Origin of the sequence: Nonomuraea thailandensis (assembly GCF_024172165.1) — a bacterium.
Lineage (GTDB): Bacteria > Actinomycetota > Actinomycetes > Streptosporangiales > Streptosporangiaceae > Nonomuraea > Nonomuraea thailandensis.
In genome coordinates this window covers 11,626,011-11,647,663 of record NZ_JAMZEB010000002.1, presented here as the reverse complement: position 1 = coordinate 11,647,663, position 21,653 = coordinate 11,626,011, and the positions used below count along the sequence as shown (strand labels likewise).

Here is a 21,653-nt window from a genome sequence, read left to right as displayed (position 1 = left end):
GGGAAAGGAAGGCCGTGCGAACTGCGGTTTCCGTGAGCGCTCTCGCGCTCGCTGCCGTCGCGCTCACACCCGTCGCCGCGAGCGCGTCCATGGAGCCGACCCCAGCTCCCACGGTGGACAACCCGGTCGACGCCGAGGGCATCGGCGGGTTGTCGGTGGAGACCGTCCAGTACGGCTCGCACAAGCGCCAGAGCATGGACATCTGGTGGACTCCCGACGGCCAGCAGCGGCCGGGGATCTTCCTCATCCACGGCGGCTGGTGGTCCAGCGGTGACAAGAAGTACATGAGGGAGATCACCCGCAGCTACGCCGAGCTGGGCTACACCGTCTTCAACCTCAACTACCGCCTGTCGGGCGACGCGGCTTGGCCCGCGCAGCGCACCGACGCGCTGGCCGCCATCGCCGCCGCGCGCAGGCACGCCGACCGGTACGCCTTCGACCCGAACAACTACGTCCTCATGGGATTCTCCGCCGGCGGGCACATCGCCGCGGCCGTGGGCACGTACGGCGACGGCATCGGCGGGCTCAAGGGCGTGGTGGGGCTCTCGCCGATCATCTCGCCGCTGCGCGCGTACTCCGACGGCGAGAAGGCCACCGACCCCAACAAGCGCAAGCTCCGCACGGCCGCGATCAAGCTGGCCGGCGGCTGCGCGCCCAAGGGCAAGTGCTCGCGGGTGTGGGCGAGCATGGAGGTGGCCTGGCACGCCAGTCGCAAGGACGCCCCGATGCTGACCATCCACTCCGAGAACGAGTTCGTGCCGCCGGTGCAGAGCCAGTTGCTCAGGCAGATGCTCGGGCAGGTGGGGGTGGAGGTGTCGGTGTTCACGCAGCCGGGCACGAACCACAGCTCGCCGCTCTACCGGGAGCCGGGAGTGGCCGAGCGGGTGCAGGCGTGGATCGCCGCCCGAATCGGGTAATCCGGGATTAGACGGGCACCGCGCGTTGTTGCACGGATCGCCTGTTTCCTGACCCTGGAGGGATCTCCCAAGATGGCGCTCACGGTCTACAGCACCACGTGGTGCGGCCCTTGCAAGCGGCTCAAGGCCCAGCTCACCCGCGAGGGCATCAGCTTCGACGACGTCGACATCGAGCGTGACCCGTCGGCGGCGGAGTTCGTGATGAGCGTCAACAACGGCAACCAGGTCGTGCCGACCGTCGTCATCGAGACCCCCAAGGGGCGCGTCGTGCGGACGAACCCCTCGGCCCTTGAGGTCAAGGCCCTGCTCGGAGCCTGACGGCTCACCAGTCGCCGGTCAGCTCGCCGCCGTACCAGGTCTCGATGAGGCGGCGGGCGATCGAGACAGGCGGCGGCAGGCGCAGCTCGCCCGACTCCAGCGCCCGCGCCAGCTCCTGCCTGGAGAACCAGTGCGCCTCGGCGATCTCCTCGGCGTCGGGTGTGAGCGCGGTGGTCACGGCCTCGGCGAAGAAGCCCAGCATGAGGCTGCGCGGGAACGGCCAGGGCTGGCTGCCGAGGTAGCGCGGGCCGGTGACGGCGATGCCGACCTCCTCGGCCACCTCGCGCACGACGGCTGCCTCCAGCGACTCCCCCGGCTCCACGAATCCGGCCAGGATCGACAGCCGCCCCTCCGGCCACTGCGGCCCGCGGGCCAGCAGGCAGCGGTCGGCCTCGTCGCGGATCAGCATGATCACCGCGGGGTCGACCCGCGGGAAGTGCTGGCTGGAGTCCTTCGGGCAGACCCGGATGTGACCGCCTGCCTGCACGACGGTGTGCGCGCCGCAGCGCGGGCAGAACTCGTGGGTGGAGTGCCACGCCTCCAGCGCGACGGCGTAGACCAGCAGGCCCGCGTCGCGGTCGCCGAGCAGGCCGCCGACCTGGCGCAACCCCGCGGCCACCGGCTCGCCCTCGGGGGTGTCGAGCAGGGACATCGGGATCGTCACGCGCCCGTTGACGTCGCCGTGCGGGATGCCGGGCAGCGGCGCTGCCACGGCGAAGTAGGCGACGCCGTCCTCGACGCCCAGGAGGTAGCGCTGCCCGGGCGGCGCGTCGGCGGGCGTGAACAGCACCGCCTGCACGTCGTCGCCCAGCCGCCGCACCAGCGTGTGACCGTCGTCGATCACCAGCACCTTGGTCGCGGGATCCGCCCAGGCCCGCTCCAGCCACCCATCGTCGGCGCGCAGGGCCGACGATCGGTCGATGGTCCCCCGCGCAAGCAGTAGCGGGCCGATGAGTTGCTCTTCCGCGGTCTCCACTGGTGCCGCCCCCTCCCGAGTCCCATGTCATCCTATGACCTCGCAGTTAGCCGGTGTTTACGGTATCCGCGCACCGTAGTGATCTCTGTGGGGCTAAGATTCGACGGGTTAGGTTAGCCTTACCTGATTCTTCGGGGGTGCCTTCGCGTTGCGGCTCTACCTGACCGCGCTCAAACCAACCGATTCCGTGACGGACGGCTTCCTGCCGGCGGCGCGGGCGCTGGGATGCGAGGTGACGATCCTCACCGACCGGCCGGAGCGACATCCGTCCGCGGTGTTGTGCGACGTACGGGACCCGCGCGCGCTGATCGACACGATCGAGCACCTCGGCAGGCCGGACGCGATCTTCTCCAACTCCGACCACCTGCAGACCGAGACCGCGCTGGCCGCGGCCTACTTCGGGCTGCCGGGCAAGGACTGGCGGGCGTGCGCCGCGGCGAAGAACAAGTTCCTGATGCGGCGCAGGCTGATGCAGGCGGGCGTCGAGCAGGTCTTCTCCGTACGGCTCGGGCCCGGCGACCCGGTGCCCGCGCAGGTGCCGTACCCCGTGGTGCTCAAGCCCCGCGAGGGGGTGGCCAGCGAGGACGTCATGCTGGTCGAGAGCGGCCTGGAGCGGGCCGTGGCCGAGGTCAGGCGGCGGCGGCCCGGCGAGGCGCTGGTCGTGGAGGAGTACCTCGAAGGGCCGCTGCGGACGCTGGAGACGCTGGGGGACGCGGACGGGCCGCGGGTGCTCGGCGGCTTCGGGACGACGCTGGGGGCGTTGCCGCACTTCGTCGAGGAGCGGCTCGACTGGGATCCTTCCGATGACTCCCAGGCGCACGTGCTGGCGGCGTTGCGGGCGCTGGGGGTCGGGTTCGGGGCCTGTCACACCGAGTACGCGGTCACCGCCGGCGGGCCGCGGATCGTCGAGGTGAACTACCGGGTGATCGGTGATCACTGCGACTTCCTGCTGGGGGACGTGCTCGGGGTGCCGGTGTTCGAGTGGATCCTGGGGGTGCATCTCGGAGGATCGGTGCCGGCCGTTCCGGAGACGTCCCGGTTCGGCACCGCGGTCAGCCTGGTCGCGGACCGGGCCGGAGTCGTCAGGGACGCGCCGGGGCACGAGTCCGTGGCCGCCGGTGACGTACGGCTGTGGCATCGTCCGCTGCGGGCCGTCGGCGAGGTCGTCGCGCTGACCAGGACGAACCGCGACTACCTGGGTGTGATCAGGGCCGTGGGTCCCAGCCGGGAGCGGGTGGAGGCCGTCGTGGAGGAGTACCGGGTCTCGCGGCCGTGGGTGGTCGAATGAGGTCGCGGGAGGCCTACCTGGCCGCTCGCGTGCTGAACGCCCTGCTGCGCGAGGACTACGGCGGGCTGGCCTCCCGCGTCACCCGGACCAAGGACGGGGTGGGGCTGCTGCTCGCCGACGGGCGGTGGGTGCGGCTCTCACCGGGGGTGTTGTTCCAGGACTTCGTGGTGGCCGCCGACGAGCGGCTGGGGCTGGAGCAGGTGCTGGAGACGCTGGTCGAGGTCTCGGCGCCGGAGGACTCCGAAGGGGTGGCGGCCTTCTTCGAGGAGTGCGTGGCCGCGCTGGCGGCGCTGGAGCTGCACGACGAGCGGGCGCACGAGGCGCCGCGGCCCTCCTACGAGACGGTGGCCGCTTCCGTGGATCATCCGGTCTATCCGACGTCGCGGGCTCGGGTGGGGCTGTCGGAGGGCGAGCTGCTGGCCTACGCGCCGGAGTTCGGGCCCTCGTTCGAGCTGCGGTGGGCGGCGGTACCGCGCCGCGCGCTCGCCCCGGGCTCCGCCGCGGCCCTTCCCGCCGACGTGGCGCCGGGTCTTCCCGTGGGGAGCGACGAGGTGCTGTTCCCCGTGCATCCGCTGAGCGTGGACGAGGTGCGGAAGATCGACGGGGCGCGGGTGCTGGACGAGGCGGCCCTGACCGTACGGCCGACGCTGTCCATGCGGACCGTGGAGGCCGGCCCGCGCCTTCACGTGAAGCTGCCGCTGCCGATCAGCACCCTGGGCGCCAGGAACCGGCGCTCGATCAAGCCGGGCACGCTCGCCGACGGCGCCAGGGCCGAGCTGCTGCTGCGGGAGCTGGCCGGCCCCGACGTGGTGCTCGCCGACGAGCAGGCGTGGGCGCACGCCGGGCACGAGTACCTCGCCTGGATGGTGCGGCGGCTGCCCGAGGGCCGGATCGTGCCGGTCGCCGCGCTGGCCGCCCCCGGCGTCCTGGGCGAGCTGGGCGACGTGCTGCCCGGCTACCTGCGGCTGCTGCTGCGGTGGAACGTGCGGCTGTTCGTCCGCTACGGCGTCGCGCTGGAGGCCCACCAGCAGAACCTGGCGCTGCTCTTCCAGGGCGACCGGCTCAAGCTGCTGGTCAAGGACAACGACGGGCTGCTGGCCTCCCCGTCGAGGCTGCGGGCCGCCGGCGTCGCGGTGCCGGAGTTCGCCGACGAGCGCATGCTGAACGACGACCCCCACGCCCTGGCCGACGTCTTCGTGACCATCACGCTGCACCTGGCGGCGGCCGCCGTGGCGTTCGGCGCGCTGCCGCACGACCGGGCCGCCGCGCTCCTGAGGGACACGCTGGCCGGGGCGCTCGACGAGTACGGCGACGACCCCATGGCCAGGCTCCTGCGCGCCAGGACGCTCGACGCGGCCAGGCTGACCGGCAAGTCCATGATCACCGCTGGCACGCTCGTCTCGAAACAACGTTCCGGGGCGCGCGACGTCAACAAGTTCTACGGCACCAGCGGGCCGAACTACCTGAGGAGAGCCTGAACATGCACGGACTGGCCATCGACGCGCCTTCCGGCCCTGCCGAGCAGGCGACGCTGGCGGCCCTGCTGCGCTGCTGCGTGCGGGAGGTGGCCGGGCCGCGCGGCCTGGTGTGGCCGGCTCCGCCGTACCTGCTGCTGCGGGTGGCGGGCACGCTGCTGCGGGCCCGCACCCACGGCGGGGCGGCGCTGCGCTTCGACGGCCCCGCCGAGAGGCTGGAGGCGGGCGCGTGGCGGCCGCTGGCGGCCGACGAGCTGGTCCGGCTGATCGAGGCCGAGTTGCAGGGGCACGACGGGCCTCATGAGCACAACGGGGAGTTCGCCGAGCAGGTGGCGGCCAGCAGGGACGCGGTGGCGGCCATCCTGCGGGCCAGGGCCGCCGCCGTGCCGCCCGCCGATCCGTGGCTGGCCTCGGAGCAGGCGCTCGTGTACGGACATCCGTTCCACCCCAGCCCCAAGGCGCGGGGCGGGGACGGCTGGCTGGCGTACGCGCCCGAGACGCACGCGCGGTTCCCCGTCAGGCTCCTCGGCGTGCCGGAGGACGCGCTGGCCGAGGGCGGCGACGCGTCGGTGCTGGACACCATGGGGCGCGCGCCCGGCGGCTACCGGGTGCTGCCGGCGCATCCGTGGCAGCTCCGGTTGCTGGGGCCGGTGCTCGGGACCGAGCTGATCGACCTGGGGCCAGGGCCGGCGGTGGTGCCGACCTCGTCGGTGCGGACGGTGTACGTGCCGGACGCGGAGGTCTGCCTGAAGTTCTCCCTGGACGTGCGGATCACCAACTGCGTACGGAAGAACGCCTGGTACGAGCTGGCCGGAGCCGTGGAGCTGACCCAGCGGCTCGCGCCGATCTTCGACCGGGTCTCGGCGGGCCACCCCGCGACCCGCTGGCTCCCCGAGCCGGGATACCGCTCGGCCGCGCTCGGCGCCAGGCTGCACGAGGGGCTGGGCGTGATCGTCCGGCGGAGCCCCTGGGCCGCCTGCTCCCCCGGCGTCACGCCGATCCTGGCCGGCGCCCTGGCCCTCGACGCGAAGGCGGCCGACCCGGTCGCGTGGTGGCACTCGTACGTGAAGGTCGTCGCGCTGCCGGTCCTGGAGCTGTACTTCGCGCACGGCGTGGTGCTGGAGCCGCACCTGCAGAACGTCCTGGTGGGCCTGGACGGCGACGGCATGCCCGCGGAAGCCGTCTTCCGCGACCTGGAGGGCACCAAGCTCGTCGCGGGCCGCCACGACCTCGGCGGGCTGCACCCGGAGGTGGCGCGCGCGCTCACCTACGACGCCGAGCGCGGCTGGGCCCGCGTGGTCTACTGCCTGCTGGTCAACCACCTCACCGAGATCGCCGCCACGCTCGCGGGCACGGACGACCACCTGCTGCGCGAGCTGTGGCGCGGCGCCAGGAGCCAGCTCGACCGGCAGGCGGCGGGCCTGGGGTGGCCGCTGCCGCTGTCGGACCTGCTCGCAGGCGCTCCGCTGCCCGCCAAGGCGAACCTGGGCGTGCGCTGGGCCAGGGCGGCCGACCGCGCCGCCGGTTACGTCCCGATCGCGAACCCACTCGCATGATCGGCTCCCGCGTCCTGACGGCCGCCGAGGCCCTGCCCGAGGCGCCCGCCTACCTCTACGACCTGCCCGCGCTGGACGAGCACGTCGCCTCCGTCCGGCGCGCGCTGGGCGGCGTCGAGCTGTACTACGCGGTCAAGGCCAACCCCGACGCCGAGGTGCTGCGGGTGCTGGCCGGGCACGTGGACGGGTTCGAGGTGTCGTCGGCGGGCGAGCACGCGCACGTCACCGGCCTGTTCCCGGACGCGCGGGTGGCGCTGGGCGGGCCCGGGAAGACCGACGCCGAGCTGCGCCTGCCGCACCACCGCCTGCACGTCGAGTCCCCGAACGAGCTGCGCCGCCTGCTCGGCACCGGGCTGGAGGCGGACGTGCTGCTCCGGCTCAACCCTGACCTGCCGGTCGAGGGGGCGGCGCTGACGATGAGCGGGCCGTTCGGGATGGACGAGGACGGCGTGGCGGCGTGCCTGCCGCTGTTCGGCGACCGCGTACGGCTGCGCGGCCTGCACACCCACCTGGCCAGCGGGCTCGACGCCGGGCAGTTGCTGGGGCTGGCGCGGCGATTGCTGGACAACGCCTACGACGAGGTCAACCTCGGTGGCGGGATGGCGGTGTCGTACGAGTCGCCCGGGTCCCGCTTCGACTGGGAGGCGTACGGGAAGGGGCTGGCCGCGCTCGGGCGGGGCAGGCGGCTGCGGATCGAGCCTGGCCGGGCGCTGACCGTCTACTGCGGCTACTACGTGACCAGGGTCGTGGACGTGAAGCGGGTGCGCGGGCAGGCGTACGCGATCCTGCTGGGCGGCACCCACCACCTGCGTACGCCGGCGACCAGGGGGCACGACCAGCCGTTCACCGTCCTGCCGGCGGGCAGGCCGGACGTGGCGGACGAACCGGTCACGCTCGTCGGCCAGCTATGCACCCCGAAAGACGTCTTCGCCCGAAATATCGTGACCTCGGTGGGCGTGGGAGACACCGTGGTGTTCGAGATGGCCGGAGCCTACGCCTGGAACATCTCGCACCACGACTTCCTCATGCATCCGAAGCCGGCTTTCCACCATCTACGAGCCTGACGCTCTCGATCAGCGCCACCAGCCCATCGGCGTCGAGCAGGTCGACCGGGCGCACGGTGCGGTTGGCCCGGACGTAGTGGAAGGCCGCCCCGACCTCCTCCAGCGGCACCTCCGCCAGGTGTGACCAGGCCAGCCGGTAGGCGGCGAGCTGCACGGAGGCGGCCCTGGCGGCCTTCTTGCCCCTCGGCGGCTGCCCGGTCTTCCAGTCGACGACCTCGTAGCCGCCGCCCGGCCGCTCGAAGACGGCGTCCATGCGCCCGCGCACCAGCCGATCGGCGATCATGGTCTCGAACGGCACCTCCAGGTCCACCGGCCGCCGGTCGGCCCACTCGCTCTGCTCGAACCGCTCCTGCAGCTCCGCCAGCCGCACGTCGGCCTCTTCGAGCTCCTCGTCGTACAGCTCCAGGTCGTCGATCAGCCGCTGCTGGTCCCACCGCGTCTCCAGCCACTTGTGGAAGGAGGTGCCCCGGCGGGCCAGCGGCGCGGGCTTCTTCGGCACGGGGCGGCGGATCCTGCGGGCCAGCTCGCGCGGGTCGGCGGCCAGCGTGACCAGCGACGACACGGTCAGCTTCACCGGCAGCTCCACCGTGGTGGACGCCCTGCGCCGGTGCAGCTCCCGCTCGCGCAGCAGCAGGTCCGTGTCACGCTGCCAGGCCCTCAGCCGCTCCTCCTCGAACGCCTTGACGGGCTCGTCCTCGTACGGCCCCAGCGTGCCCGCCAGCGCGTCCTCGACCAGGCGGGCGCCGTCGAGCACCGACTCGTAGCGCAGCCCCTCGGGCTCGACCGGCCAGGTGGCCGCGGCGGGCTCGGCCAGCAGCGGGTTGGTGGCCCCCTCTTCGAGGTCGTCGGCCCAGAACGAGATCCGGTCGGCGGTGTCGCGGATCTCCAGCAGGAAGTCGGACGGCTCCAGCGGCTTGGTCGCGCTGCCCCAGCGGTAACCCGAGGCGATCAGGTGGTAGTGGGCGCGCGTCACGGCCACGTACGCGAGCCTGCGCTCCTCCATGAGATCCCGCTCGCGGCAGTGCTCGTCGAAGGCCGCCAGCTCCTCCTTGCTCAGCCCGCCCAGCCGGGGCAGGTCGGCCGCGTCGCCGCGCAGCGCGTACGGGAGCTTGCGCGGGTTCTCCGTCCACCGGCTGTTCATCACCGGCGTGGCGGGGAAGATGCTGCCGGTCGCGATCGTGCCCTTCGAGCTCACGAGCTGCGACAGGCCGGGCACCACCACGACCGGCCACTCCAGGCCCTTCGAGGCGTGCACGGTCATCAGCTTGACGCTGTTGCTCTCGCCGACCCGGCCCGCCTCCAGGCCGAACTCCTCGCTCTCCGCCGCCTGGAGGTAGGCCAGGAACGCCCCCAGCGTCGGGTCCTCCGCGTCGCCCGCGAACCGGGACGCCGCGTCGAGGAACGCGTCGAGGTCGGCCCGCGCCGCGAACGCCCCCACCGTGCCGCTGCGCGCCGCCACCTCGATGTCCAGGCCGAGCCTGCGCTCCACCTCGCTGATCAGGTCGGGCAGCGGCTGCGCGGTGTGCGCGCGCAGGTGCCGCAGCTCCTGGGCGAGCGCCACCAGCCTGGTGCGGGCCAGCGGCGAGAACGGCTCCAGCCACTCCTCCCTGTCGGGCAGCTCGTCCAGCGCGTCGACCAGGCTGCCGCGCTCCTCGGCCAGGTCGGCAACCACCTGGTCGAGCGGGTCGTCCTCGCGGTGGCTCTCGCTCAGCTCGCGGGCCAGCGTGCGGGCGTGCTCGCCCAGCACCCGCAGGTCGGCGGGGCCGATCCGCCAGCGGGGCCCGGCCAGCAGCCTGGCCAGCGCGTCGCCCGCCGTGGGGTCGTACAGGACGCGGAGGGTGGCCACGATGTCGTTCACCTCGGGCACGGTCAGCAGGCCGCCCAGGCCCACCACCTCGACCGGGATGTCGCGCTCCTCCAGCGCCCTGCGGATCGCGGGGAACTGCGAGCGCTTGCGGGCCAGGATGGCGACGTCCTGGGGCTGCACGGCGAGCGTCTTCTTGCGCTCCTTCTCGCCCCAGGGCAGGCCGTCGGGGGCCGTCTCCTGGCCGAGGAGCCGGAAGACGCCCTCGGCGATCCACTTGGCCTCGTCCTCAGCGGTCTCGTGGAACGCGCAGGTGACGCGGCCCCGCTCGATCCGGTTCGCGCCGGGGACCAGCACGGGCACCTCGCGGGCCTCCATGCGCAGCGGGAGCTGTACGCGGGCCGCGACGTCGAGCACGCGGTCGCCGTTGCGGAAGCTGACGCTGAGCTGGCGGACCGGGGCCGGGTCGCCGGTGGCCGTGCGGAAGTCCTTCGGGAAGCGGCGCAGGTTGCCCGCGGAGGCGCCGCGCCAGCCGTAGATCGACTGGCACGGGTCGCCCACGGCGGTGACCGGGTGACCCCCGCCGTAGAGCGAGCGCAGCAGGACGAGCTGGGCGTGGCTGGTGTCCTGGTACTCGTCGAGCAGGACCACCGAGTAGCGGCCCCGCTCGATCTCGCCGACCTCCTTGTGGTTGGCGGCGATCCTGGCGGCCAGCGACATCTGGTCGCCGTAGTCGATGACCTCCCGGCCGCGCTTGAGCCGCTCGTACCGCTCGACCAGGGGCAGGAGCTGCTCCCTGGCCGCGTGCACGCTCAACGGCTTGCGCTGGGCCAGGGTCGTCCTGCCGGGGAGCACGGCGTGCCTGGCCTCCAGCCACTCCCCCACGCGCCGCACGTCGGCGGGCGAGCGCAGGTGCTCCGACAGCTCGCCCGCCAGCTCCAGCAGGGCGGCCGTGACCGAGGGCGGGCCCAGCTCGATCCTGTCCATCGGCCCGTCGTACATCGCCACCACCCGCGAGGCGAGCTGCCACGACACGGCGGGCGTCACCAGGCGCATGGTGGGCTCCAGGCCCTCGCGCAGCGCGTGGTCGGTGACCAGGCGGGCGGCGTAGGCGTGGTAGGTGGACACGGTGGGCTCGTTGTCGAGCGCGCCCGGCTCGACCAGCCCGGCCTCGGCCAGGCCGTTGAGCCGCTCCCGCACCCGGGTGGCCAGCTCCGCGGCGGCCTTGCGGGTGAACGTCAGGCCCAGCACGTTCTCGGGCTTGACCAGGCCGTTGGCGACCAGCCAGACCACCCGCCCGGCCATGGTCTCGCTCTTGCCCGAGCCGGCGCCCGCCATGACGACCATCGGCTCCAGCGGCGCCTCGATGACCGTCGCCTGCTCGGGGGTGGGCGGGAGGATGCCGAGCTTGCCGGCGAGTTCGACGGGGGTCAGCACACCTGGCCCCCGTTGTCGTTGACCGGGCAGCTCGCCCTGGCCGCGCAGGTGCGGCAGCCGTCGTTGACCTTGGCCTGGAAGAACGGGCCGGACATGCCGATCGCCACGGTGTCGACCAGGTCCTTGGCCCAGCCCGGGTCCTTGTCGTCGCCCAGCGCGCCCTGTGACTGCTCCAGCGCGTCGTTCTTGCCCGCCGCCTTGCCGAGCTGCACCAGCGCGGCCCCGCCCGGCTCCGTCATGCCGTGCCGGGCGAACGCGCCCAGCAGCGCGGCGAGCTGGTAGACGCCGAGCTGCGGATGGCGGTCGAGGTCGCCCGCCTTGGGCTTGGAGCCGCCCGTCTTGAGGTCGATGATCACCGCGCGGTTGTCGGAGTCGCGCTCCACCCGGTCGACGCGGCCCTTGATCTGGACGCCCTCCGACACCATCGCCGTGAACGCCTCCTCCAGGGCCACCAGCTCGCGCGGGTTCTCCTTGTGCCAGCGCAGGAACTTGCCGATCATCTGCTCGGCCACCTGGCGCTGCTTGCGGTTGTACCAGACGCCGCCGAAGTCGAGGTCGTTCCAGATCTGGTCGAGGCGGTCGCCCAGCAGGTCCTCGCTGGGCAGGTCGGTGGACGCCAGGACGGCCAGGGCGTGGATGATGTTGCCCAGGCCCTGGGCGGTGCTGGTGCCGGCCGCGCCGACCGCCGTCTCCAGCAGCCAGCGCAGGCCGCACTTGGTGAAGCTCTCGACCGCCGACGGCGAGATGCTGACGACGCCGTCCGGCCAGCTCAGCGGGCGGTCGTCGGAGATCGGGGTGAGCGCGTACCAGTCGTTGGGGTGGGCGCCCTGCACCCCGGCGGCGGCCAGGCGGGCGAGCTGCCGCGCCGCCTCGTGCCGCACCCGGCGCGGCTTGGTCGGGTCGGTCACCGCGCTGCGCAGGTCGGCCACCAGGGCGGACATGTTGAGCCAGCGGGCCCGGTCGTCGACCGTGGCCGACTCCACCGCGCCCGGCATCAGCTCCGACAGGAACCTGGACGGGCGCTCGTCGGTGTCCTCGCCCCCCACGGCCGTGACCACCAGCCTGCGCCTGGCCCTGGTGGCGGCCACGTAGAAGAGCCTGCGCTCCTCGGCCAGCATCTTGGAGACGAGCGAGGTCCTGTTCGGCTCGCCGCCCTCGACCACGTCGATGAGGTCCTCGGTGCCCAGCAGCGAGCCGCGCAGGCGCAGGTCAGGCCAGACGCCCTCCTGGACGCCCGCCACGACCACGACGTCCCATTCGAGGCCCTTGGAGCGGTGGGCGGTCAGCACGCGCACGGCGTCGCCGTCGGGGGCGCGGTCGGCCAGCGTGTCGCCGGGGATCTCCTGGGCCGCCAGGTCGTCGATGAACACCTCGGGGCCCGCCATGGGCATCCGGTCCACGAACCTGGCCGCGTGGTCGAACAGCGCCACCACGGCGTCGAGGTCGCGGTCGGCCTGCGCGCCCCTGGGGCCGCCCGACAGGCTCTGCTCGCTCCAGCGGGGGGCCAGGCCGCTCGCGTCCCAGATCGTCCACAGGAGGTCCTCCGCGGTGCCGTCGAGGTGCACGGCCTCGCGGGCGGCGGCCAGGAGCCTGGCCACGCGCTCGGCGGGGAGCGCCACGTGCGGCTCGACGCGGGTCAGCTCACGGATGTCCTTGATCGCGGCGACGAGCAGCTCGCCGGACGAGCGTGCCTTGAACGGCAGCCCCTCGACCTCCTCGACGGTCTCCACCGCCACGTCACCCTCGCCCCGCTCCTCCACACGCTCTTCCGCACGTTCGCCGGCCGCCTCCTCGGCGGGACCTCCGGGCTCAGCGGCCTCGGCGGCCTCGGCGGAATCGCCCGGGTCGCCGGGGTCGCCGGGGTCGCCGGGGTCGCCGGGGTCGCCCGCCTCACCGGCGGCCACCCCCATGGCCTCGTTCTCGGCGATCTTGAGGGCGCGGCGGAGGCGGCGTACGCCGATCATGTCCGTGCCCCCGAGCGGCCCCGTCAGCAGCTCCTCGGCCGTGCCCTCGTCGAGCTCGGACGGATCCAGCGCCACCCGCAACATCGTGAGCAGCGGGCGCACACCCGGCTCCTGCGCGATCGGCACCTCGTCACCGGCGATCATCGTCGGCACGCCGGCGTTGGTCAGCGCCCGCCGCAGCAGCGGCACCTGCCGCCTGGCCGAGCGGACCAGCACCGCCATCCGGTGCCACGGCACGCCGTCGATCAGGTGGGCGCGGCGCAGCGTGTCGGCCACGATCGCGGCCTCCTGGCTGGTGCTGTCGGCCAGCAGCACCCGCGCCTCGCCCGGCTCGGCGTCCGGCGGCGCGGCGAGGTCACGGTGACCATGCCGATGATCGGGCCGATGATCGGGCCGATGATCGGGCCGATGATCGGGCCGATGATCAGGCCAGTCCTCGGGATCCCGGCCGGGCTCCTGGGTCGGCGCGGGCGCGACGGGCAGCTTGGCGGCCACCCGGCGGGAGGCCTCCAGCAGGTCGGCCCCGCTCCTGCGGCACACGCGCAGCGCCAGCACCGGCGCCTCGCGGCCGTCGAGCGTCTTGAACCGCTCGGGGAACTTCATGATGCCCTGCACGTCGGCGCCCCTGAACCCGTAGATCGACTGGTCGGGGTCGCCCACCGCGACCAGGTCGCGGCCGTCGCCGGCGAGCTGCGCCAGCAGCAGCTCCTGCGCCGGGTCGGTGTCCTGGTACTCGTCGACGAACACGACGTCGTGCGCCGCCCGCTCGCGCTCGCGGATCTCGGGCCTGGCCAGCAGCGCGGTGGCGGCGCCGACCAGGTCGGCGTAGTCGTAGGTCTCCTCCGGGGCCAGGTCGAACCTGTCCTGGTAACGCTCGGAGAAGCGCCCGGCCGCGGCCCAGTCGGGGCGCCCGTGCAGCCGGCCGAGCGCGATCAGCCGCTCGGCGTCGAGGCCGCGCTCGCTCGCGCGGGACAGGAAGTCGCGCAGCTCCTCGGCGAAGCCACGCGTCTTGAGCGGCTCGCGCAGCGACTGGGGCCAGTCGGGGGCGCCGTACTCCAGCTCGCCGTGGAGCAGCCGCCGGATCTCCAGGAGCTGCTCGGGCCCGGTGAGCAGTCGAGGCGGCGCCTTGCCCGCCAGCACGCACTCGCGGCGCAGCAGCGCGTACGCGTAGGAGTGGAAGGTCATGGCCAGCGGCGTGCGCGTGGTGCGGCGCAGCCGGGCGGTGACGCGGCGGCGCAGCTCCTCGGCGGCCTTGCGGCTGAAGGTGAGGATCAGCACGCGCTCGGGGTCGACGCCGCGCCGCTCGATCCTGTCGACCACGCTCTCCACGATCGTGGTCGTCTTGCCGGTGCCGGGACCTGCGAGAACGAGCAGCGGGCCGCTCCGATGCCCGACCACGGCACGCTGATGCTCATCGAGCACAGGAGGAACATCGGGCCCCCCGCTGCCGCGCCGCACCAACCGCCAGGTCTGAGCACTCACAGCACTAGATTCCACCAGACCACAGGGGTAGATCGTGCCGACTTGCCCGGTCTCCCCTAGCGATCCGCCTACCGTATCGAGGCAAAAGTCGGATTTTCTTGCGACACGCCGGGCACTTTGTTCGCCAGGAGCTTCACGGATACCGCGATATATCTTGACTTATCCATGACGCGACATATCGTGACTGTCATGACAAAGGGCTACAGAGGCATGAGCATGGAGGGCCCGATCGCCCGCTGGTACGACGCCGGCAACAGCAGGGCCGCCTCCCGCCACGACGAGCAGGTCGCCCAGGTACGCCGGTACGCCTCCAAGGGCGCCAGGATCCTGGAGGTGGGCCCCGGCCCCGGCTACCTGTCGATCGCCCTGGCCAGGACGGGCGACTACACGGTCACCGGGCTCGACATCAGCGAGACGTTCATCGCGATCGCCCGCGGCAAGGCCCTCGACGCCGGCGTGCCGGTCGACTTCCGGCTCGGGAACGCCGCGGCCATGCCGTTCGACGACGACGCCTTCGACGTCCTCGTCTGCTTCGCCGCGTTCAAGAACTTCGCCGATCCGGCGGGGGCGCTGCGCGAGATGCGGCGGGTGCTCCGGCCCGGCGGGACCGGGCTGATCGTCGACCTGCGCAGGGACGTGTCCAAGCAGGCCGTCGACGAGGACGTGGCGCGGATGCGGATGGGCCTGGTGTCCAGGGTGTTCACCAGGTTCGCGCTGCGGTCGTTCCTGCCCCGGCGGGCGTACACGAAGGCGGAGTTCGAGGGGCTGGTCCCGGGGGCGGGGTTCGGCTCGTACGAGATCAGGCAGACGCCGCTGACGCTGGAGGTCGAGCTGCGGAAGTGACTTCGGCGGTTCGGGCACGTACGGAGCGTACGGACTTGTAACGTTGGGTCAACATTCCCTCGTGCGGGGGTCGATCGCATGCGCTGGCAGGTCCACTCCGAGAAGTCCGTCTACCTCGATCAGTGGCTCGACGTGCGGGTCGCGGACGTGGAGCTGCCCGACGGGCGCCACCTCGACCATCGCCTCGTCCGCACGGCCCCGGGTGCGGGAGCCGTCGTCACCGACGACAAGGACCGGGTGCTGCTGATCTGGCGGCATCGCTTCATCACCGACAGCTGGGCGTGGGAGATCCCGCTCGGGCAGGTGGACGAGGGCGAGATGCCGATGGCCGCGGCAGCGCGGGAGGTCGAGGAGGAGACCGGCTGGCGTCCGGGGGCCCTGCGGCCGCTGGTGGCGGTGCAGCCCAGCAACGGGTTCTCCGACGGGCTCAACCACGTCTACCGGGCCGACTCCGCCACCCGCGTCGGGGCGCCGTCGCATCCGTGGGAGGCGGAGCGCGTGGAGTGGGTGCCGCTGGCCAACGTCCGCAAGCTGATCGCCAGTGGCGACATCGTCTGCGGGACCAGCATCTCGGCGCTGCTGTACGCGTACACCGAGAGCCTGCCGGACGACATCGTGCTCAGGACCTCGGACCTGAGCTTCCTCTACGACTACGACCCCAAGAAGACCTACCCGCTGCCGGGAAACCTGCCCGACCTCTTCTGACCTCGCGGCGGGCACGCGAGGTCAGGAGAAGAGGCGGTCCACCACGCGGGCCGTGGCCTTGCCGTCGTCCCTGGGCGCGAACGTGGCGCGGAAGGCGTCGTAGCGGTCGGCGTGGGCCGCCGCCACCTCGTCGATCGAGCGCAGCGCCTCCACCACCTCGGCCGACGTCGACAGCAGCGGCCCGGGCGCCTGCTCGGGCAGGTCGATGTAGAGACCGCGCTTGGAGGCGTACTTGGCCAGGTCGTAGCCGTACAGCACGATCGGCTTGCCGGTGCTCGCGAAGTCGAACATGACCGAGGAGTAGTCGGTCACCAGGACGTCGGCCACCAGGAGCAGGTCAGTGATGTCGGGATAGGTGGTGACATCGCGGGCGATGTCGGGGACGGCGGGCATGGCCTGCATCGGGTGAGCGCGTACCAGGATCTCGTGGTCGGCGCCCAGCGCCTCGCGGGCCTTGGCGAGGTCCAGCTTCACCATGGCGTTCTTGCGGTCGTAGTCGCGCCACGTGGGCGCGTACAGGACCACGCGCTTGCCCGCGGCCAGCCCCAGCCGCTCGCGCACCGCCGCCGCGAGGGCGTCGCGGTCGGGCGAGTTGAGCACGTCGTTGCGGGGCAGGCCGCTCTCCAGGATCTCGCCCTTGTAGCCGAACGCCTTGCGCAGCACCGGCGTCGCCCAGGGCGACTGCGACAGCAGCAGGTCCCAGCCGCGCACCTCGGCCGCCTGGCGGTGCCAGATGGGCGGGCGGGGGTCGCGCTGCATGTGGGGCTGGTCGTTCCCGATGAGCTTGGCGGGTGTGCCGTGCCAGGTCTGCAGCACCACCTGGTCCTCGCGCGCCCGGAACCAGGCGGGCAGGAAGGAGTTGGTGACGATGTGGCGGGAACGCGCCAGCGCCTCGTGGTGCTCGCGGCTGCCCGCGCGCACGACGGTGGCGCCGCCGGGCGGCACGAAGGCGCCGTCCTTGACGATCCAGATGTGCTCGCGGTCGTCGCCCCTGCGCAGCCGCTCCTCGTAGATGGCGCGGACGCTGTCGGAGAAGTGGCGGCCGTCGTTGACGACGTAGACGGTGCTGTCTCGCAGCGGCTCGCTGCGCTGGGCCGGGTAGAAGACGCGGCGCAGGACGTGCGTGCCGGCGACGCCGCGCTCCTCGGCGGGCCTGGACTCCTCCACGGTGATCACCGGCACGTCGAAGCGGGTCGAGATCATGCGGAAGACGTGGCCGCCGAGCGTGCGCGGGTCCTCGTCGAGGCCGGCCAGGGCCGCGTGGTCCATGCGCAGCGGGACGATCTCGCCGGACGGGTGGCGCAGCGACATGTTCCACGTGCCGGAGGCCAGCGGCACGGCCTCGCCGAAGCGGTCCATGGACGCGGGCTCCACGCGGACGGAGAACTCCTCGCCGGACCGCTCCATCGGCAGCAGGTACGACAGCCCGGACCGGTGGCGCAGCGTGAGCGTGCGCGGGCCGGGGGCGTCGGGATAGTGGCCGCGCAGGAGCAGCGCCTGGCCCTCCCAGACCGCCGAGGTGATCACCGGGCGGATGCGGTGGGCGGAGACGACGACGCGGTCGCGGCGGTCGCCGAGCACGGTGATCTCGCGATCGCCCACCGGCGTGCGGGTCTCGACCAGGTCGGCCAGCATGACGGAGGCCGCCGGGTCGCCCTTGGGCTCGACCCAGAGCCGCCGGCCGTCCTTCTCCTGCAGCAGGGCCGGCACGGCCAGGCCGACCACGACCTGGGTGCCGTCGCCGGACGGCGTGAACTCGGCGGCGATGCGGTGGCCGCCCAGCCGGGCGTGCCCCTTGGTGACCTGCCTGTCGGGCAGGGAGATCCTCAGCTCCAGCCGGTCGCCGTCGAGCGTCACGCCGGTCAGCTCGGCCCTGTTGGGCTGCAGCACGAGCTGCAGCGCCCGGTCGGAGGTCCAGACGGGCCTGACCCACCAGCCGGGCTTCAGCCTGAGCCCGGCGGGCCGCTCCGGACGGCCGATCGAGGAGCCGCGCAGCAGGCCCGTGGCCCGCGCGCCCCGGCTCCAGAACACGATCTCGGCCCGCCACGTCGTGGCGTCGGGCACGGAGGGGCGGTGCCGCATGCGGCGGCGCACGCCGGACACCACGCCGCGCACCGCGCCGCGCCAGCGCAGCGGCCACGGGCTCAGCTCGGCGGCGAAGCCGGACCAGTCGTAGTTGCAGCCGGGCTCGCGCGCGCCGTGCGTGGCCTCCGGGGCCAGGACGCGGCGGGTGCGCAGGCGGATCGGCGGCAGCCAGCGCGGCCCGCGCAGCACCACCGTGGCCCGGTTGAACCTGCGGCTGCGCACCGACAGGCCGGCGAGGTAGGCGAAGCCGCTCACGCGCAGCTTGCCGCCGGCCCAGACGATGTCATCGATGTGGGTGACCGGCACCAGGTCGGAGCGGCGCAGGCGGTAGAGGTCGGGCGGCAGCTCGTCACGGAAGGGCAGGTCGGCGTACCAGCTCAGGCCCTTGCGGATGCGCTTGGACGGCTCGGCCGCCGCGGTGACCACCTTGGCGAGCGTCTCGCCCTCGACGAGCTCCTCGTCGGGACGGTGCTCGATCAGGTGGCAGATGACGCGGCGGGCGACCGGAAGGTCACGTTTGACGCGCGCGTCCACGCCTTTGAGGTAGGGACGGACGAGGTCGAGCATTTCCCGCCGCCGCGCCGCGCCGCGCTTGACCGCGAGGTCGATGCGGGCCCCGAGCGGGCCGCTGAGCACCTCGTTGTCGAACGCCGCGTCGCGACCGCCGGGGCCGACCGCTCGCATGACCGCGTCGAAGGGCTCGCCACGATCGCAGAGATCCTGGACAGCCTTCAGGCGGTCGGCGAGCGAATCGCCGCCCTGGCTCTGGGCTGTGACGCCGGTTGCCATAGGGGAGGCACCGCCTTTCGGGCCGCCATCAGTGTTCTGCCCATGGTAATGGGAGTCACATGTCACAGAATCGCCCGTTCAGCGAAACCGCAGGTCAGGTGGGTTACTGAAAATCGGCTGAACGCCCGTCCCAGCGGGCCCGGCGCATGTCCGCCCGCTCGCCGCGCAGCGGGGTGCCCTCCTCGCGCCAGTGGGCCAGGCATCGTTGCAGGTGGTCGGGGGCGGCGGCGGTGCCGTCGGCGTGGACGACGCGCCACCACGGCACGCCGCCACCCCACGTGCTCATGACCTTGCCGACCTGGCGGGGGCCGCCCTCGCCGAGATACTCGGCGATGTCGCCGTACGCCATGACCTTGCCGGGCGGGATGCGTTCGACCAGGTCGAGCACCCGCTCGACGAACGGGTTCACGGGCTCCATGCGGCGGGACCGGCGTCGATGATCTCCTCGAACTTGCCGATCTCGACCACGCCTCCGGCCGCCGAGACCTCGATGACTCCCTCGTTCAGCAGGTACTCCTCGCCGTCCTCGCCCATCAGCCGGCCGCCGAGCGCGGTGGACAGGCGCAGGAGCTGGGCGACCTGCCAGTCGGAGCCCGGCTCGCCGACGAGCTGGCCCTGCCAGCTCGCCACGGCGTGCACGCCGCCCGCGTGGCCGATCACGATCTCGTCGGATCCGCGCAGCTCGAAACCGGCCGGCGCGATGGCCTCCGCGAGCTCCGCGAAGGCGAGTGGTGACTCACGCACCACCCGCAGCTCGTATCCCATGGAGCGGGACCATAGCGGATCTTCCTCCTCAACGAGAATCGCACTCGGTCACCTCCCCTCTCGCCGGTCGGCACGGCCCTTCCGCACACTCGTGGCGGTCACTCCTGCTTGCGCTGGTTGAGCACCACGATCGCGCCGCAGAAGGCGACCAGCGCGATCAGCACGCCGCCCCCGTACAACCACAGCCGCAGCGGGTCCGCCCCCGGCCGCGTCGGCACGGGAGAGTCCTCGCCTCGCCCGAAGTGCTCCATGCCGGGCACGACGCTGCGCTTGGCGCCGGTCAGCCGCTCGGCGGCGTTCAGCGCGGCGGCGGCGTCCACGACCCCGAAGCCGGTCTGGTCGTCGTACCCGGCGGCCGGCCGTCCCCTGGCGCCGGCCACCAGGGCCTGGGCGACCTGCTCTGGCCGCAGGCCCGGGTGGCGCGACTTGATCAGCGCGGCCACGCCCGCCACGAGCGCGGCGGCCGAGCTGGTGCCCTCCGACAGCTCGTAGCCGCCCTCGCGCTTGACCACGGGCACCTCGACGCCGGGCGCGGAGACCATGACGGACATGTTGTCGCTGCTGAACGTGGCCCGCCTGCCCTGCTTGTCGGTGGCCGCCACGCCGATGACGCCCGGGTAGCCCGCCGGGAAGCTCCAGTAGGAGGTGCCCTTCTCCTTGGCGTACGGGGTCTGGCCGTCGTTGCCCACGGCGGCGACGAGCACGACGCCCTTGCCGAGCGCGTACGAGACGGCCTCGCGCTCCGACCGCAGCGGCCCGTAGGAGCCGATCGACATGCTGACGACCTGGGCGCCGTGGTTGGCGGCGTACCGCAGCGCGCGGGCGAGCGGGCTCTCGGCCGTCGTCCCCTCGCCCTCGACCGGCGGCACGGCGAAGCCGGGCTCGTCGTCGATGACCATCGGCAGCGACAGGATGCGCGCTCCGGGCGCGACGCCGATGAAGCCGTCGTCCGCGCCGGAGCCGGCGATGAGCCCGGCCATGGCGGTGCCGTGCCTGCCGGGCGGCAGCTCGCGCTCGATCGTGCCGGAGGTCATGTCGGGGCCGCTGTCCACCCGCCCCTTGAGCTCCTTGACCCCGGTGTCCACGGCGCTGTCGACGACGGCGACGGTGACGCCCTCGCCCTTGGTGACGGACCAGGCCTGCTCGACGTTGAGCGCGTCGAGGACCCACTGCTGCTGGTCCCTGACGGGGTCGGCGGTGGTGGCCCCCGAGAACGCGAGTATCGCGGCCGCGAGCACGCGTACGGCGGTCAGCACACGTTCCCCTGGGTGCAGGGCGGCACCTTGGGCGGGTCCGCCAGGAAGTAGGCGATCTGGTTGCCGATGGACTTGGCGGCCGGCCACAGCTCGCTGTGCAGGATCTCCTCCGGCGGGACCGCGGCCCTGGTGCGCCCGTCGGCGTAACCGCCCGTCGAGAACACGATGTACGGCCCCGCGCCCACCCAGCCGGTGCGCTGGCGCTGGTCGGGGCCGAAGCGCTCGCTCACCGTGCCGGGGAAGGCCACGGGCAGCACGCCCACGCGGTCGTCCTGGGTGAGCTCCTCGCCGGCCGAAATCCGCGACGCCTCGTCCTTCAGCACGGCCACGCCGACGGTGAACACGAAGGAGGCCGTCTGGTCCATGTACGTGGCCCGCAGCATCGTGACGCAGCCGTGGCTCTGGAGAACCCCGGCCACGGCGACGTCCGCGGCCTTGCCGCAGTCGGTCTCGGGGGCGATGCCGACCCGCCTGGCGTACTGCTGGGCGCGGTCGAGCCCGAGGTACTTCACCTCTTCGGGGAAGACCCCTGTGGCGGGCCACGCCTGCCACCGGCGGGCGATCTCCTCCTGCTTGTACTGGTCCTGCTCGTCGGACGTCAGCGGTCGCGAGCGCGTCTCGGTGAACAGCCCTACGGTGCCGAGCAGCACGACGACGGCCGAGACGGCGATGATGACGCCGAGCAGCGCCACGAAGACGCGCCGGTAACGGATGCCCTGCCGCAGGACGAGCAGCTCGGCCCGTTCCCTGGCGGCCGTGCGCCTGCGCGAGTCCGCCGCCGGCCACGAGCGCACGCGTGACCGGCGGCCGGTGGGGGCGCCGAGCGGATTGTTCCGCTCCGGCGCGGCTTCTCCCCCGGCGCGCGGCAGCCCTGTCGTCGACCTACGTGCCTTCACCACCGCCTCGTTCCCGCATCGGCTTCGTGTCTA

At 73.0% G+C, this 21,653-nt stretch carries 16 protein-coding genes; 8 read left to right on the top strand and 8 right to left on the bottom strand.

Going from position 1 to position 21,653, the window contains the following annotated elements; translation table 11 throughout:
* Positions 1-14: 14 nt before the first annotated feature.
* Positions 15-917: an alpha/beta hydrolase gene (locus tag HD597_RS58270; protein WP_253757406.1), complete on the top strand. Its 903-nt coding sequence runs from the start codon at positions 15-17 to the stop codon at positions 915-917.
* A 72-nt stretch (positions 918-989) separates the two neighbouring features.
* The gene (locus tag HD597_RS58265; RefSeq protein WP_253757404.1) at positions 990-1,235 is read left to right on the top strand and encodes a glutaredoxin domain-containing protein; all 246 of its coding nucleotides are present in this window, start codon (positions 990-992) and stop codon (positions 1,233-1,235) included.
* Between the two features lie 4 nt (positions 1,236-1,239).
* On the opposite strand, the gene nudC is transcribed toward HD597_RS58265, so the two are convergent.
* Positions 1,240-2,211, bottom strand: coding sequence for an NAD(+) diphosphatase (gene nudC, locus HD597_RS58260; protein WP_253757402.1), 972 nt, complete (start codon positions 2,209-2,211; stop codon positions 1,240-1,242).
* A 148-nt stretch (positions 2,212-2,359) separates the two neighbouring features.
* Between nudC and HD597_RS58255 the strand changes: the two genes are divergently transcribed.
* The 4 genes from HD597_RS58255 to HD597_RS58240 are packed head-to-tail and all read left to right on the top strand — an operon-like array spanning position 2,360 to position 7,594.
* The gene (locus tag HD597_RS58255) at positions 2,360-3,499 is read left to right on the top strand and encodes an ATP-grasp domain-containing protein (protein WP_253757400.1); all 1,140 of its coding nucleotides are present in this window, start codon (positions 2,360-2,362) and stop codon (positions 3,497-3,499) included.
* Positions 3,496-4,977, top strand: a complete 1,482-nt coding sequence (locus tag HD597_RS58250) for an IucA/IucC family protein (RefSeq protein ID WP_253757398.1) — start codon at positions 3,496-3,498, stop codon at positions 4,975-4,977. The genes HD597_RS58255 and HD597_RS58250 overlap by 4 nt, the downstream gene beginning before the upstream one ends.
* A 2-nt stretch (positions 4,978-4,979) precedes the next feature.
* Positions 4,980-6,530 (top strand): IucA/IucC family protein, encoded by a 1,551-nt coding sequence (locus HD597_RS58245; RefSeq protein ID WP_276083289.1) that lies wholly within the window; start codon positions 4,980-4,982, stop codon positions 6,528-6,530.
* Positions 6,527-7,594, top strand: coding sequence for a type III PLP-dependent enzyme domain-containing protein (locus tag HD597_RS58240; protein WP_253757396.1), 1,068 nt, complete (start codon positions 6,527-6,529; stop codon positions 7,592-7,594). Before HD597_RS58245 ends, HD597_RS58240 begins: the two co-directional genes overlap by 4 nt.
* On the opposite strand, the gene HD597_RS58235 is transcribed toward HD597_RS58240, so the two are convergent.
* Positions 7,554-10,835 (bottom strand): ATP-dependent helicase, encoded by a 3,282-nt coding sequence (locus tag HD597_RS58235; protein WP_253757394.1) that lies wholly within the window; start codon positions 10,833-10,835, stop codon positions 7,554-7,556. The genes HD597_RS58240 and HD597_RS58235 overlap by 41 nt on opposite strands.
* On the bottom strand, positions 10,829-14,221 hold the full coding sequence (locus HD597_RS58230) for an ATP-dependent helicase (RefSeq protein ID WP_253757392.1): 3,393 nt from the start codon (positions 14,219-14,221) through the stop codon (positions 10,829-10,831). Before HD597_RS58230 ends, HD597_RS58235 begins: the two co-directional genes overlap by 7 nt.
* Positions 14,222-14,470: 249 nt before the next feature.
* Between HD597_RS58230 and HD597_RS58225 the strand changes: the two genes are divergently transcribed.
* Entirely contained in the window at positions 14,471-15,124 is a 654-nt protein-coding gene (locus tag HD597_RS58225) for a class I SAM-dependent methyltransferase (protein ID WP_253757390.1), read from the top strand.
* Between the two features lie 78 nt (positions 15,125-15,202).
* Positions 15,203-15,829: an NUDIX domain-containing protein gene (locus HD597_RS58220; protein ID WP_308210916.1), complete on the top strand. Its 627-nt coding sequence runs from the start codon at positions 15,203-15,205 to the stop codon at positions 15,827-15,829.
* A gap of 21 nt (positions 15,830-15,850) precedes the next feature.
* Here HD597_RS58220 and HD597_RS58215 read toward each other — a convergent pair whose 3' ends face one another.
* The 5 genes from HD597_RS58215 to HD597_RS58195 form a co-directional block, all read right to left on the bottom strand.
* Positions 15,851-18,703: a CDP-glycerol glycerophosphotransferase family protein gene (locus tag HD597_RS58215; protein WP_253757388.1), complete on the bottom strand. Its 2,853-nt coding sequence runs from the start codon at positions 18,701-18,703 to the stop codon at positions 15,851-15,853.
* Positions 18,704-18,806: 103 nt separating this feature from the next.
* On the bottom strand, positions 18,807-19,121 hold the full coding sequence (locus tag HD597_RS58210; RefSeq protein ID WP_253757386.1) for an MGMT family protein: 315 nt from the start codon (positions 19,119-19,121) through the stop codon (positions 18,807-18,809).
* On the bottom strand, positions 19,109-19,468 hold the full coding sequence (locus HD597_RS58205) for a hypothetical protein (protein WP_253757384.1): 360 nt from the start codon (positions 19,466-19,468) through the stop codon (positions 19,109-19,111). Before HD597_RS58205 ends, HD597_RS58210 begins: the two co-directional genes overlap by 13 nt.
* Positions 19,469-19,566: 98 nt before the next feature.
* Positions 19,567-20,724: a S8 family serine peptidase gene (locus tag HD597_RS58200; protein ID WP_253757382.1), complete on the bottom strand. Its 1,158-nt coding sequence runs from the start codon at positions 20,722-20,724 to the stop codon at positions 19,567-19,569.
* A complete protein-coding gene (locus tag HD597_RS58195; RefSeq protein ID WP_253757380.1) occupies positions 20,718-21,620 on the bottom strand; it encodes a hypothetical protein in 903 nt (300 codons plus the stop codon). The genes HD597_RS58200 and HD597_RS58195 overlap by 7 nt, the downstream gene beginning before the upstream one ends.
* Positions 21,621-21,653 lie beyond the last annotated feature (33 nt).